The following is a 13,453-nucleotide window of genomic DNA, read 5'->3' on the forward strand; positions in this document are numbered from 1 at the left end:
CGACGCAATCAGCCGTTGGGCGTCAAGAGCATGAAGCGCATAATATTTGGCCGCCCCTCGGAGCAAATGAGGTAGCGGTTGTCGTCGGTGAAATCGTTCAATTCCGGAAATTGCGTCAGATCTCTGATGGCGGGCGCAATGAATTCGACATTGAATAACGCTGAAGCCGATGTGAGGAGACGGGTGTACTTCTCCCAGAAACCCTCGACCCAGTTGTGAATCTCGATGACAATCGTCGCCTGTTTCAATGCCGATAAGGAGTCATCGTCCAGGATTTCGAACTCCGCACCCTCGGCGTCAACGAGGACGACTGTTTTCGCCAGATCAAGATGGCTGAGCTTTTCATGAAATAGCCTGTCTGCGGCGCCGAATATTTCGATCCTGTCCGACGTCGAATTCGCCTCGGCGTTCGATGCAATGGTGCGCTGCCCTTCCTCGCTCAGTTCAAAGCAAACGGCGTTTTTCGCCCGACCCGACCGAACCATGCCGATCGCGTAATATCCGTCGGCGGCGCCGACATCGACGAAGCTCTCAACGGCATCCAATCTTTCGGAGAACAGGAAATCCAGTACTTCCTTCTCATAAAGGCCCAAGAGCATCGACCCGAAGTCGCCACCGCCCCACCAGTTGTTCTTCGCAAGCGACAGCCCCTTGAACGGACCGTATTTCACCACCCCACCAAGTAGATCGTAGATCTCAGACGACACGCGTCTTCTACGCTGAAGAATCGTTTCCGCGCGCCATCGCTCCCGCATCTCCATTGTCGCGCGGGACTGCCGTTCGAACACCTTTTGGAAGAAAATACGCTCGCCTTCAATCAGATCAGGCAGTTTCTCGTTCATTGCGCGGTGTCTCTTTTCGCAGCTGCAGTCTGCATCTTTGTCCGATGCCGACGTTGGAATCACAGCCGAAAGCGTATGAGATGGTACTCGGCTTAACAAGGCGGCCCGTCTGCTTCCCACAAGCAAGGCAACGACGCCGGGGTGAACACAGACGCCCAGACCTCCAGGCGGCAAGCCTCGGGTAACGCCCGCATCCTATGACTCTCGCTATCGCGGCCGTTTTAGTCTTTCGCATATCGAAAACGGACGAAGTGGGACTGCACACCCTGTTTCGGCTGTGCCGTTTCAACAGGCCAGCCGGGGTGCGTGGAATGGATTTGAAAATGACCAAGAGAGCATTGCTCGTCGGCAGTAACTTCAGCGCAGTTCCTCTTCTATTCGCTTTGAGAAGGCGCGGCCTCCATATTTCCGTTTGCGGAAATCGGCCGGACGAGCCCTGCCATGCGCATGCGCATCAATCGCATTTCATCGACTACAGCAATCCGAACGCGCTGCTCGCCCTCGTCGAGAACGGTGATTTCGATTTCATCGTGCCGACGGGCAATGATGTTGCATATATGTCGACCAGCTTCGTTGCCGAAAAACTCGGATTCCCACGCTTCGATCTGATGGAAACTGCGACCATCATTCACACGAAGCAGGCATTCCGTAGCTTTACTGAGCAGCACGATATCCCTGCCCCGCGCTCGGTGCGCCTGCAGGGCGATTCGCCAATCGAGACCGAGGCGCTGCGTTATCCGCTGCTGGTGAAGCCGAGCGATAGTTTCAGCGGCCGCGGCGTCACAAAGGTTTTCGACCGGACTGAACTTGCCGCCGCCATCGCCGATGCCCGGCGAAACTCGCGCGCGGCGGAGATCGTTATCGAGGAATTCATCGAAGGCAGCCTGCACAGCCATTCCGCCTTCATCAAGGACCAGGAGATCGTCTTCGACGTCTTCGTCGACGAATATTGCACGGTCTATCCATACCAGGTCGATTCATCGAACCATCCCTCGCGCCTTTCCGAAACCGTCCGCTCGAAGACGCGGGCCATTATGGCGCGCGTCGTCAAGCTGCTCGGACTGCAGGACGGCCTCATTCACACGCAGTTCCTGTCGAATGGCGACGATGTCTGGATCGTCGAATGCATGCGGCGCTGCCCGGGCGATCTTTACGGCTCACTTGTCGATCAGTCTCTCGGCATCGATTACGCCGATCTCGTCATAACGCTGCTGCTGGGTGAGGAATTTTCGGCCGAACCGCGCTTCGATCCACCGCTGTTCTTCGGGCGCCACACCATCACCTCCGACACGCCCTCGACGCCGTTTTCCTTCTCGCATTCCATTCCATCATCCGATGTCCGCATCACGCAGCTCAAGACCACCGGCAAACCAATGAATGCGGCACCGCTCGACAAGCTCGCCATCCTATACGCCCGTTTCGAGTCGCGGGACGAGATGCTGAAGGTGGCGCCGGATTTCAAAACGTTCATTTCGCTCCAAACGATGCAAGGAGATCTCGCATGATCCGCTCAAATCAGGGAGTACCGGAGAAGCTGCGCCTCGCCTTTCTAGGCGGTGCCGTCAATTCCGCTGTGGGTCGCGCTCATCGCGATGCGATCGAGCTTGATCAGAAATTCGATCTTGTCGCCGGCTGCTTCAGCCGCCATGGCGACATCAATCGCGAAACGGCGGGGCAGTACCGCATTTCGCCGGAGCGCTGCCACGCCGACTTCGATACCTTGCTCTCGAAAGAGGCCGACAACATCGATGCTCTCGTCGTGCTAACGCCGACGCAGCAGCATACGAAGCAGGTTGTCGCCGCACTTGAGGCAGGTGTTTCGGTGATCTCGGAAAAGGCCCTTGCCGGTTCGAGCGCCGAGACGCGCATGATCGGCAATGCTCGCAGTAACGGGGCCTTTTTGGCCGTAACCTACAACTACACGGGATATCCCATGCTCCGTGAAATCCGCGGCATGGTCGAGCATGGTGTTTTCGGCGAATTGCAGCAGATCCATATTGAGATGCCGCAGGAGAGTTTTCTCCGGCTCCGCCGTGACGGCACGCCGATGACACCGCAGGATTGGCGCCTGCGCGACGGCGCCGTGCCGACGGTTTCGCTCGATCTCGGCGTTCATGTGCACTCGCTGCTTCATTTCCTCACGCAGCGGGAGTCGGAAGAAGTCTGCGCAACCAGCCACAGTTTCGGTCACTTTCCGCAGGTGCTCGACAATGTGCAGGCGCTCGTGCGCTGCGCCGGCGGCCTGCATTGCAGCATGTGGTACGGCAAGACCGCGCTCGGGCAACGCAATGGACTGCGTGTGCGGCTCTATGGCTCCAAGGCATCGATCGAATGGCTTCAGGAAACCCCCGAGCTTGCCTATTTCTATGACTGCAACGGCCGCAAGCAGATCCTCGATCGCGCCAGCCCGGATATCATGATCGCTAACAATATCCGCTACGAGCGGTTCAAGCCAGGCCATCCGTCGGGATTCATCGAAGCCTTCGCGAATTATTATGTCGACCTTGCCGACGCCCTGCTGCAACGCAAGATCAATACCGCACGCCTGCCCCATCCCTACGTGCTTGGGCTAGAGGAGGCGGAGGAAGGATTACGGCTGCTGGAAGCGATCGAATGCTCGCGGCTTGAACACCGCTGGGTCGAGATTGAACCGCGAGGCGTACAGCGCCCGGCGACGGAGCGGCTCGAAATCCGACCTCCGCAACTGGCGCTTTAAATCTGGCGTCTATGAGATGACGAAAGCGGCGTGATCGATGGTCACGCCGCTTTCGTATGAGCAGCCACCTGCAACGCGCCGGCTCGCGATTTTCTTATCTGGCAGGCAGAACTCGCGCTTCAAGTCTTTGCTGACAAGTGAGGCGGCTAGAACAGGATGTCGCCCGAAAACCGCTTATGCTTTTCGGCATCACGCTCTAACCGGCCTATTGGCGCACGACCTCGCACCGCAGATACTTTCGATCTGCAGTGCGAGATGACGGTCGAAACACCGTTTTTTAAGCCGACTCGATCAGCGCGCAGACCTTGTCGACGATCTCCATCTCCATGTCCGGATAGATGGGAAGGCAGAGCACCTGTTGTGCGGCTTCGGTTGCGACCGGCAGATCTGACGGCTGCGAGGAAGGCAGGCTGCGGTACATCGAGAAGCTTGAAATCAGCGGATAAAAATAGCGGCGCGGATGAATGCTGTTTTCCTTCAACAGTTCATAGAGCCCATCGCGTGAAATGGGATAGCCGGGACGTACGAGGATCGGGAAATAAGAGAAGTTGGAGACGGTCTCGCCGGAACGCTCCAGGCATTCTATGCCTGCCACGCCGCGGAGCCGCTCACGGTATGCACTGTCGATGAGTCCACGCCTTTCAAGGACGAATTTGATATATTTCAGCTGCAACAGGCCGAGCGCAGCGTTGAACTCGCTCATCTTGCCGTTTGTGCCTGGTGCCACCACGGTCACTTCGTCGACGTAACCGAAGTTCTTCAGCTGGTCGATTCGGGTCTTTGTCTTGATATCAGGGCAGATGATGGCTCCGCCTTCGAATGTGTTAAAAACCTTCGTCGCGTGGAAGCTCAGGATCGAAAGGTCGCCGTGATTGAGAATGCTTCCCCGCTCGTCTTCCACGCCAAAGGCATGGGCAGCGTCATAGATGACCTTGAGATTGTAGAGATCGGCGATCTTCTGGATCGCATCGACGTCGCAAGGGTGGCCGTAGCAATGCACCGGCATGATCGCCGTTGTCTGCTGCGTGATCGCCGCCTCGATCTTCGCCGGATCGAGATTGAGCGTCACCGGGTCGACGTCGACGAAGACGGGCTTCAAGCCGTTCCAGAGAAGCGAATGCGAAGTGGCCACGAAGGAATAAGGCGTGGTGATGACTTCGCCCGTGACGCGCAGCGCCTGAAGCGCCGTCAACAGCGCGACCGTGGCGTTGGAAAAGAGGCTGATGTGCTTCACGCCGAGATGGCCGCAGAGCTCCTGCTCCAGCTGCTGGTGGAATGGCCCGCCATTGGTCAGGATGCGGTTGTTCCAGATCGCTTCCAGCGACGGAATGAATTCTTCGAGCGGCGGCAGGCTGGGCTTCGTTACATAGATCTTTTCGTTTTTCATGACGCCGTCGAGGAGGTTGGGCATTATCGCGCAATGGGCCTGGTCCGAACATCGCGGCTTAACCTGTTCCCAAGCTGACCAGAGCATGATGCCGAAAAGTGTGGGAGGTTTTCGGATGACATTATGCTCTAATTATATATCGCGGCCGAGATCGATCGCAGCCCGATGGAAAAGATCCTTGCTGATCTTCAGCCGCAGAATCATGCATTCGCGGTCGTCCTCCCAGACTCCATCAAGGCCGGCTGGCACCACGTCGGTATCGCCATGCTTCTGCAGTCGGCGATGCTCCCGCCCGTCACAGCGGCATTGGGCCCGCACCGGCCGGCCGACATGGATTCCGAGGCGATGATAGGGCGTGCCTGAAATATGCGTGCGGCCAGGCGGGATGCGCACAAGATCGGCCTCCAGACCGCGCCAGCCGCGTCCCGCGCTTGATGCGAGGATTGTCGCGCTCCCTGCCTGCGTATGATCGTTCATCGGTCCGTTCCGTCGTTCTCCAATGGGACCAAGACTATCCCAAGCGTCGCCTTCGCGGCAAGAAACGGCGTTGCCGGCGCACGCGCTTCCTCAATCGTGCCGGGACAGGAAACCGGAAACGGTCGCCAGGCAAAGCTGCTTTTCCTCGACATGCGGCATGTGGCTGGAGTTTTCGAAGAGCACCCATTCGCAGCCCGGAACGCGTTCGAGATAAGGCCTGACCACCAAGGGCGTCGCCTCGTCGTATTTTCCCGAGATCAGCAGCGTTGGGGCTTCGATGCGGTCGAGCCTGTTCTCGATCGTCCAGTCCTTCATCGTGCCGATGACGTGAAATTCCGTCGGGCCATTCATGTTGCGGTAGACGGTGTTGTCCTCGTCCATGATCGCAAAGGTCCGCGCCACTTCAGGCGGCCACGGCACCACCCGGCAGACATGGCGGTCATAGAAGACACGCGAGGCGGCGATATATTCCGGGTCGGCGAGGCTTCCTGCCAGTTCATGCTTCAGCAGCGTGTCCTGCACCTCTTTCGGCAGTTCCTGCCTCAGCCGGTTCGCCTCCGAAACCCAGGTATGCATGTTGGCCGGCGAGTTGGCGATGACAAGCGCCTTCAGGCCTTGCGGCCGGCGCACTGCGTGTTCCGCACCCAGCATGCCGCCCCAGGACTGGCCGATGAAGGCATAACGATCCCGAATGCCGAGATGGGAAAGCAGGGCATCCAGCTCCTCGAGGAACAGTTCGACGGTCCAGAAATCCGGGCCCTTTTCCGGAAGTCGGGTGGAATTGCCATTGCCGAGTTGGTCGTAATGGATGACGGGACGGCCGTCGAGGGTGGCGATATCCTTGAAGGAATCGACATAATCATGGGTGCAGCCGGGCCCGCCATGGGCGACGACGAGGGGCAGCTTGCCGCTCTCCAGCGAACCGGTGACGCGATACCAGGTGCGATAGTCGCGAAAGGGCAGATAGGCTTCGTTGGTCGTGACTTCGCCCACGGGCGTCTCCATCTCTTGGCGTCATGAAAAAAATCATAACGCGGCGGCGACGGCCAAGGCAGCTATCACAAGTTATAGGGTGGCCAATTATGGGTCGGCCGGTCTTCGAGCAGGCGGTAATGGGTGGCACGCACCACCGCCTGGGTGCGGTTGCGGGCGCCGAGTTTCTTTGCCGCGGCGTTCAGATGCATCACGACCGTCGGTACGGAACGGTCGATGATGCGGGAAATTTCCTTGGCGGAATAACCTTCCGCCGAATGGCGCAGGCATTCGCGTTCCCGCTCGGTCAGGCGGATCGTGCCGACGCTTTTCGCCCGCGTGTCGAAAAGCGAATAGGCGGTCTCATGGAAAACATGGGCAAGCAGGTTGAAGTCGGCGATATAGCGCAACGCGTGCCGTTCGAACTCTTTGTTCCGGCCGAACCGGATGCCGGTGACGGTCGCATAGTCGCCGCGTGGCATATGAACCGGCACGGTGACGCCGGTCGACATATCACGTTCGCTCAGATAGCGCGTCACCGGCGCGGTGTCGTCGTTCATGAAGCGGTTGATCAGCGTGTCGGCGTCCGGGTCATAGTTCCAGAAGAAGGGTGCGGAGGTGCGCAGCGCCACCTGCTGCACTGGATCGATACGGAAATAGCCGCGATTGAACCAGTAGTCGTGCATGTCGTCCGAGATATTTCGCAGCTTCAGCAGCGACGGTATCATGATCGCGCCATCGAGATCGTAGGGCACAGGGGTATAGTCGTAGATCAGCGCCTCGAAGCCGATCTGCTTCATCGCCTCGAAGGCCTGGTCGATCCTGCCGTCCAGCGTTTCATGTACTGTAAACTGCCGTCTGATCGTTCCGATCTCGTCAAGAATGGGGTCGTCACGAATGGGGTCGTCAAGCATGGGCTGCTCCCAGGTTCGGCATGGCGGCCCACCCTATCACTTCTTATAGCTGGCACAGAATGGGATTTGAGGTAAAAATTTAGCCATGCCCAAATATTGAGCAAGCGAAATCTTCTGCCGGAGCGATCAATGTGGCGTGAAATACGGCCGGACGAGCGATTCGAGATCGATGTCGATGGCTATCGCGTCGTTGCCTATAGCTTCGGGACCGGCAGCGAGACGGTTTTCTGCCTGAACGGCGGGCCAGGCCTGCCCAGCGATTACCTGCGCGAGGCGCATTCCTGTCTCATCGACAAGGGCTATCGTGTCGTCGCCTTCGATCAACTCGGCACTGGCGCTTCCGACCGGCCGGACGATCTCTCGCTCTGGACGATCGGCCGTTATGTCGAGGAGACGGAGACGGTGCGCAAGGCGCTGGGGCTCGGCAAGGTCCACATGCTCGGCCATTCCTGGGGCGGCTGGCTGGCGATCGAATATGCGCTGACCTATCCCGAGAACTTGAAGACGCTGATCCTCGAGGATACCGTCGCCGACATGCCACATCTGATCTCGGAACTGGAACGGTTGCGCGCAGCGCTCGGTCCCGAAACCGTGGCGATGATGCAGAAGCACGAAGCGCAGGGCACCTACAATCATCCGGAATATCTCGCCGCCGTCACCATCCTCAACTATCGGCATGTCTGCCGTCTGCCGGAATGGCCGGCGCCGGTGCGCCGCTCGCTCGACGATTGGAACATGGCGCCCTACGAGACGATGCAGGGGCCGAACGAGTTTCTCTATATCGGCAACCTCAAGGATTGGAACCGCATCCCCGATCTGCCGCGACTGACGCTGCCGGTGCTCATCACGTCGGGAGAGCATGACGAGCTGACGCCAGCCTGTGCGCTCAGAATGAAGCTTGCGCTGCCGAATGCCGAACTCAAGGTATTTGCCAATGCCAGCCATATGCCGTTCTATGAGAACCCGCAGGATTATTATCCGGCGCTTCTCGATTTTCTCGACCGGCACAAGGCAGGCTGATGCAAGAGGGAGCGGACCGAACCCGACGAAGACAAGGGGGTGATCGCCGTCATGCATCGCTATAAATTCATTCTGATGCGACCGCTGCAGTTCCTGCCCGTCATCTTCGGCATCAGCGTTATTACTTTCATTCTGGTCCGGTTGATCCCCGGCGATCCGGCGCGCAACATCCTCGGCACGCGCGCGACTCCGGCAGCAATTGCCAGCATCCGCGCCCAGTACGGCCTCGACCAGCCGATGTGGCTGCAGTATGTCTATTTCCTCAAGAATCTCGCCAATGGCGAGATGGGCAAGTCGATCCTCTACAAGATCGACGTGCTGAAGCTGATCGTCACCCGTATCGAGCCGACGCTTGCGCTCGTCGTCTCCAGCGTCGTGCTTTCGGTCCTGATTGCGGTGCCGATGGCGGCGATCGCCGCGCGCAATGCCGGCCGGGCGCCGGATCATGCGGTGCGCATCGTCTCGACCTTCGGCATCGGCTTTCCGCCCTTCTGGCTGGGGTTGATGCTGATCATCCTCTTCAGCGTCGAACTCGGTGTGCTGCCGGTTTCGGGCTATGGTGCAACGATCGGCGAAAAGCTGTCGCATCTCGTGCTGCCGAGCCTGACGGTCGCGCTGTCGCTCTCGACCGTGCTGACGCGCAGCCTGCGGGCGGCGATGATCGAGCAGCTGAAATCGGATGTTGCGACCGCGGCGCGCGCCCGCGGCATGCCGGAAGGGATCGTCTTCTGGCGGCATGTTCTGCCGAATTCGCTGGTGCCGACGATCAATCTGCTGGCCGTCAATATCGGCTGGCTGATCGGCGGCACGGTGGTGGTCGAGAGCGTCTTTGCGTTGCCCGGCATGGGACAGCTGCTCGTCAGGGCGATCTTCTCGCGCGACTACATGGTGGTCCAGGGTGTCGCCATGGTCTTTGCCTGCGCCACCGTGCTCATCAACTTCATCGCCGACATCGTCACTGTCGCCGTCGATCCGAGGGTGAAGCTATGAGCATCGAGGCGATCGCCCCGGCATCTCTTGGCTGGCGCCGGTTCTTCGGCCGGCGGCCGATGCTTGTTCTCAGTGCCGGATTGTTGCTGTTCTTCGTCCTGCTGGCGATCGGCGCACCCATTGTCGCGCCTTACGACCCGATCATGCAGAACGCCGAGGTGCGCCTGCAGGCGCCTTCGCTGTTGCATCCCTTCGGCACCGACAATTTCGGCCGCGATATCATTTCCCGCGTCATCTGGGGCGCGCGCCTCGACCTGCAGATGGCGCTGATCGGCGTCATCTTCCCCTTCGTGATCGGCACGACGGTCGGCACCATCGCCGGCTTTTTCGGCGGCATCGTCGATGCGCTGTTCATGCGCCTCGTCGATATCATCCTCGCCTTCCCCTTCCTCGTGCTGATGCTGTCGATCATCGCGATCCTCGGCCCGGGCCTCGGCAGCTTCTACATTGCCATGGCGCTGGTCGGCTGGGTCTCCTATGCGCGGCTGATCCGGGCGCAGATGCTGGTGCTGAAGGGCAGCGACTATGCCGTTGCCGCCGTCAGCCTCGGCTTCAGCCGCCCGCGCATCATGTTCCGCCACCTGCTGCCGAACGCGATCGCCGGCTCGGTCGTCTTTTCGATGTCCGACGCGACGCTGGTGCTGCTCAGCGGCGCTGCCGTCAGCTATCTCGGCCTCGGCGTCCAGCCGCCGATCGCCGAATGGGGCGTCATGGTCGCGGAAGGACAGAGCTTCATCACCACGGCATGGTGGATCACGTTGTTTCCCGGCCTCTCCATCGTCTGCCTCGCCTTCGGCTTCAGCATGCTGGGCGACGCGCTCGGCGAACTGCTGGGGGTGCATGAATGAGCGGCTCGGTGCTGTCCGTCCGTGATCTCACCGTCAGGGCACATGTCGATTCCGGCCCGCGCACGCTGCTCGATGCGGTCTCGCTCGACCTCGGCAAGGGCGAGATTCTCGGTCTCGTCGGCGAGAGCGGCTCGGGCAAGAGCCTGTTTTGCCGTTCCCTGGTGCGCCTGCTGCCCTCCTCGCTGCTGAAGATCGAAGGCGGTAGCGTGCTGCTCGAAGGGCGTGACCTCATGCGGATCGACGATAGCGAGATGCTGAAGGTGCGCGGCGGCGAGATCGGCATGGTCTTCCAGAACCCGACCAGCCATCTTGACCCGGTGATGCGGATCGGCGATCAGATCGCCGAGGGCATCCGCTATCACCAGGGCCTCGGCGCCCGCGAGGCCCGCACTGCGGCGACGGAAATCCTGGCGCAGGTCGGCTTCCCCGATCCGAAGCGCCAGTACGACAATTATCCGCACGAATTTTCCGGCGGCATGCGGCAGCGGGCAATGATCGGCGTGGCGCTGTCCTGCAATCCGAAGATCCTGATCGCCGACGAGCCGACCACGGCGCTCGACGTGACTATCCAGGCGCAGATCCTGCGGCTGTTGATTGACATTCGCGATCGGCGCGGCCTGTCGATCATTCTGATCACCCACGATCTCGGTATCGTCGCCCAGACCTGCGACCGCATCGCCGTGCTGCGCGGCGGCAAACTGCTCGAAGAGGGGCCGAAGCGGACGATCCTGGCGCGGCCGCAGCATCCCTATACGATCAACCTGATCAACAGCCACCCTTCCTGCCGGGCGCAATATCAGCGCTGTTGCCCGAGATTGCCGAAGCCAGCAACCCGGCGAGACCGTTGCTCGAAATCGACGATCTCCATGTGCGCTTCAGAGCCGGCGGCGCCCTGCTTAGGGGCGGTGCCAAGACGGTCAGCGCCGTTGCCGGCGTCAGCCTGCAGATCATGGCGGGCGAGACGGTCGGCATCGTCGGCGAATCCGGCAGCGGCAAGAGCACGCTTGCCCGCGCCGTGCTCGGCCTCACGCCGCTTTCCTCGGGCCACGTCACCTTCGACGGCGTCGATCTGGCGCTGCAGAAAAGCGCTGGCCTGGCAAAGCTCAGGCGCGAGACGGCGATGGTGTTTCAAGACCCCTATAATGCGCTCAATCCACGGCTGACGGTCGGGCAGATGCTGGCCGAGGTGCTGAAGGTGCAGGGCAAGGTCGCCAGGGCCGATATCCCGACTCGGATCGGCGAACTGCTCGATCTCGTCGGTCTCGAACGCGAATTCGCCGGCCGCAAACCGCGCAGCATGAGTGGCGGCCAGTGCCAGCGCGCCGGCATTGCCCGGGCGCTGGCCGTCGATCCGAAGATGATCATCGCCGACGAATGCGTGGCGGCCCTCGATGTCACTATCCAGGCGCAGATCATCGAGCTTTTCCGCGAGCTCACGGCGAAGATGAACCTCACGCTGATCTTCATCGCCCATGATCTCGCAATCGTCCGCAATCTTTGCGAACGCGTCGTCGTGATGTATCGCGGCGAGATCGTCGAGGAAGGCCATTCCGAAGAAGTCTTCGCGCGCCCGAAGCACCCCTATACGGCGGCGCTGATCGCCGCCATTCCCGACATCGATCCTGACAAGCGGCTGCTTCAAGACGCCGTCGGCAAGGACGATCCGCATTCGATGCCGATTCAATCAATCAAACGCATGCCATAACAACGAAGGGAACGAACTCATGACAAACAGGTGGAAATCAATCGGGCTTGCAGCCTTGCTCGCCGGTCTGACGCTCAGCGCAAGCTATGCCGAGGCCGCCGGTGTGCTCACCATCGGCCGCCGCGAGGATTCGACGACATTCGATCCGATCAAGACCGCGCAGAACATCGACAACTGGGTGTTCTCCAACGTCTACGACGTGCTGATCCGCGTCGACAAGACAGGCACGAAACTGGAGCCGGGCCTTGCCGAAAGCTGGACCGTCTCGGATGACGGACTGACCTACACGTTCAAGATCCGCGACGCAAAATTCTCGGACGGTTCGCCACTGACGGCGGAAGACGCGGCCTACAGCCTGCTGCGCATCCGCGATGACGCTGCCTCGCTCTGGAGCGATTCCTATAAGGTGATCGACACGGCCGTGGCGACCGACGCGCACACGCTGACGATCAAGCTCAAGAACCAGTCCGCGCCGTTCCTGTCGACGCTGGCGCTGCCGAATGCCTCGGTCATCTCCAAGAAAGGCATGGAATCGCTGGGCGCCGATGCCTATGGCGAAAAGCCGATCGCATCCGGCGCCTTCGTGGTCGAGGAATGGCGGCGCGGCGACCGCGTCATTCTCAAGAAGAACCCGAACTTCTGGCAGGCCGACCGCGTCAAGCTCGACGGTGTCGAGTGGATCTCGGTGCCTGACGACAACACCCGCATGCTGAACGTTCAGGCCGGCGAGCTGGATACGGCGATCTTCGTTCCCTTTTCTCGCGTCGAGGAGTTGAAGAAGGATCCGAACCTCAACGTCGATATCGACGCTTCGACCCGCGAGGATCATCTTCTGATCAACCATGCTCATGGCGCGCTCGGCAAGAAGGAAGTCCGCCAGGCGCTGGATCTCGCAATCGACAAGAAGGCGATCGTCGATACCGTCACCTTCGGCCAGGGCACGGTCGCCAATTCCTATATTCCGAAGGGCGCGCTCTATTATTATGCCGACAATCTGCAGCGGCCTTATAATCCCGAAAAAGCGAAGGAGTTGCTGGCGGCCGCCGGCGCCTCCGACCTGACGCTGAACTATCTGGTGCGCGCCGGCGACGAAGTCGACGAACAGACGGCGGTGCTCGTCCAGCAGCAGCTGCAGAAGGCCGGCATCACCGCCAACTTGCAGAAGGTCGATCCGAGCCAGGAATGGGACATGACGGTCGCCGGCGACTACGATATCTCGGTCAATTACTGGACCAACGACATTCTCGATCCGGATCAGAAGACCACCTTTGTCCTCGGCCACGATTCCAACAATAACTACTCGACCAATTACAAGAACGAGGCGGTGAAGGAACTGGTGGCCAAGGCGCGCCTCGAGCTCGACCCGAAGAAGCGCGAAGCGATGTATGTCGATCTGCAGAAGATGGCCAAGGACGACGTCAACTGGATCGACCTCTATTACAGCCCCTACATCAACGTCTCGCGTAAAAATATCGAGAACTTCTATCAGAACCCGCTCGGCCGCTTCTTCCTGGAAGACACGGTCAAGAACTGAGTTCGGGCAGCTCGCAAACGTTCCGCCGCCGTAAAGGCGGCGGAGCTT

At 60.0% G+C, this 13,453-nt stretch carries 11 protein-coding genes and 1 pseudogene; 7 read left to right on the forward strand and 5 right to left on the reverse strand.

Annotated elements, in window-relative coordinates:
* Positions 1 to 8: 8 nt before the first annotated feature.
* Positions 9 to 842, reverse strand: a complete 834-nt coding sequence (locus ACS4RR_RS24845) for a hypothetical protein (protein WP_456190303.1) — start codon at positions 840 to 842, stop codon at positions 9 to 11.
* A 323-nt stretch (positions 843 to 1,165) separates the two neighbouring features.
* Here ACS4RR_RS24845 and ACS4RR_RS24850 point away from each other — a divergent pair, with 323 nt between their 5' ends.
* Together ACS4RR_RS24850 and ACS4RR_RS24855 are read left to right on the forward strand one after the other, a co-directional pair.
* On the forward strand, positions 1,166 to 2,347 hold the full coding sequence (locus ACS4RR_RS24850) for an ATP-grasp domain-containing protein (RefSeq protein WP_456190304.1): 1,182 nt from the start codon (positions 1,166 to 1,168) through the stop codon (positions 2,345 to 2,347).
* The gene (locus ACS4RR_RS24855) at positions 2,344 to 3,558 is read left to right on the forward strand and encodes a Gfo/Idh/MocA family protein (RefSeq protein ID WP_260111691.1); all 1,215 of its coding nucleotides are present in this window, start codon (positions 2,344 to 2,346) and stop codon (positions 3,556 to 3,558) included. Before ACS4RR_RS24850 ends, ACS4RR_RS24855 begins: the two co-directional genes overlap by 4 nt.
* A gap of 277 nt (positions 3,559 to 3,835) precedes the next feature.
* Here ACS4RR_RS24855 and ACS4RR_RS24860 read toward each other — a convergent pair whose 3' ends face one another.
* From ACS4RR_RS24860 to ACS4RR_RS24875, 4 genes are all read right to left on the reverse strand, one after another.
* The gene (locus tag ACS4RR_RS24860) at positions 3,836 to 4,945 is read right to left on the reverse strand and encodes a DegT/DnrJ/EryC1/StrS family aminotransferase (protein ID WP_456190305.1); all 1,110 of its coding nucleotides are present in this window, start codon (positions 4,943 to 4,945) and stop codon (positions 3,836 to 3,838) included.
* A gap of 132 nt (positions 4,946 to 5,077) precedes the next feature.
* Complete coding sequence (locus tag ACS4RR_RS24865) at positions 5,078 to 5,422, reverse strand: hypothetical protein (protein ID WP_407767809.1); 345 nt, start codon at positions 5,420 to 5,422, stop codon at positions 5,078 to 5,080.
* Positions 5,423 to 5,512: 90 nt separating this feature from the next.
* Positions 5,513 to 6,415 (reverse strand): proline iminopeptidase-family hydrolase, encoded by a 903-nt coding sequence (locus tag ACS4RR_RS24870; protein WP_222386003.1) that lies wholly within the window; start codon positions 6,413 to 6,415, stop codon positions 5,513 to 5,515.
* A gap of 65 nt (positions 6,416 to 6,480) precedes the next feature.
* Positions 6,481 to 7,278 carry a helix-turn-helix transcriptional regulator gene (locus tag ACS4RR_RS24875; RefSeq protein ID WP_026154676.1) on the reverse strand — a complete coding sequence of 266 codons (798 nt, stop codon included), beginning with the start codon at positions 7,276 to 7,278 and terminating at the stop codon, positions 6,481 to 6,483.
* A 159-nt stretch (positions 7,279 to 7,437) separates the two neighbouring features.
* Here ACS4RR_RS24875 and ACS4RR_RS24880 point away from each other — a divergent pair, with 159 nt between their 5' ends.
* From ACS4RR_RS24880 to ACS4RR_RS24900, 5 genes and pseudogenes are all read left to right on the forward strand, one after another.
* Positions 7,438 to 8,328: a proline iminopeptidase-family hydrolase gene (locus tag ACS4RR_RS24880; protein ID WP_222386004.1), complete on the forward strand. Its 891-nt coding sequence runs from the start codon at positions 7,438 to 7,440 to the stop codon at positions 8,326 to 8,328.
* A 51-nt stretch (positions 8,329 to 8,379) separates the two neighbouring features.
* Entirely contained in the window at positions 8,380 to 9,318 is a 939-nt protein-coding gene (locus tag ACS4RR_RS24885; protein WP_407767810.1) for an ABC transporter permease, read from the forward strand.
* Positions 9,315 to 10,166, forward strand: coding sequence for an ABC transporter permease (locus ACS4RR_RS24890; RefSeq protein ID WP_407767811.1), 852 nt, complete (start codon positions 9,315 to 9,317; stop codon positions 10,164 to 10,166). The genes ACS4RR_RS24885 and ACS4RR_RS24890 overlap by 4 nt, the downstream gene beginning before the upstream one ends.
* Positions 10,163 to 11,871: pseudogene (locus tag ACS4RR_RS24895) on the forward strand (dipeptide ABC transporter ATP-binding protein). Before ACS4RR_RS24890 ends, ACS4RR_RS24895 begins: the two are co-directional and overlap by 4 nt.
* A gap of 19 nt (positions 11,872 to 11,890) precedes the next feature.
* The gene (locus ACS4RR_RS24900; protein WP_170256929.1) at positions 11,891 to 13,405 is read left to right on the forward strand and encodes an ABC transporter substrate-binding protein; all 1,515 of its coding nucleotides are present in this window, start codon (positions 11,891 to 11,893) and stop codon (positions 13,403 to 13,405) included.
* Positions 13,406 to 13,453 lie beyond the last annotated feature (48 nt).

Source organism: Rhizobium zaerense (genome assembly GCF_051810725.1).
Classification (GTDB): domain Bacteria; phylum Pseudomonadota; class Alphaproteobacteria; order Rhizobiales; family Rhizobiaceae; genus Rhizobium; species Rhizobium leguminosarum_I.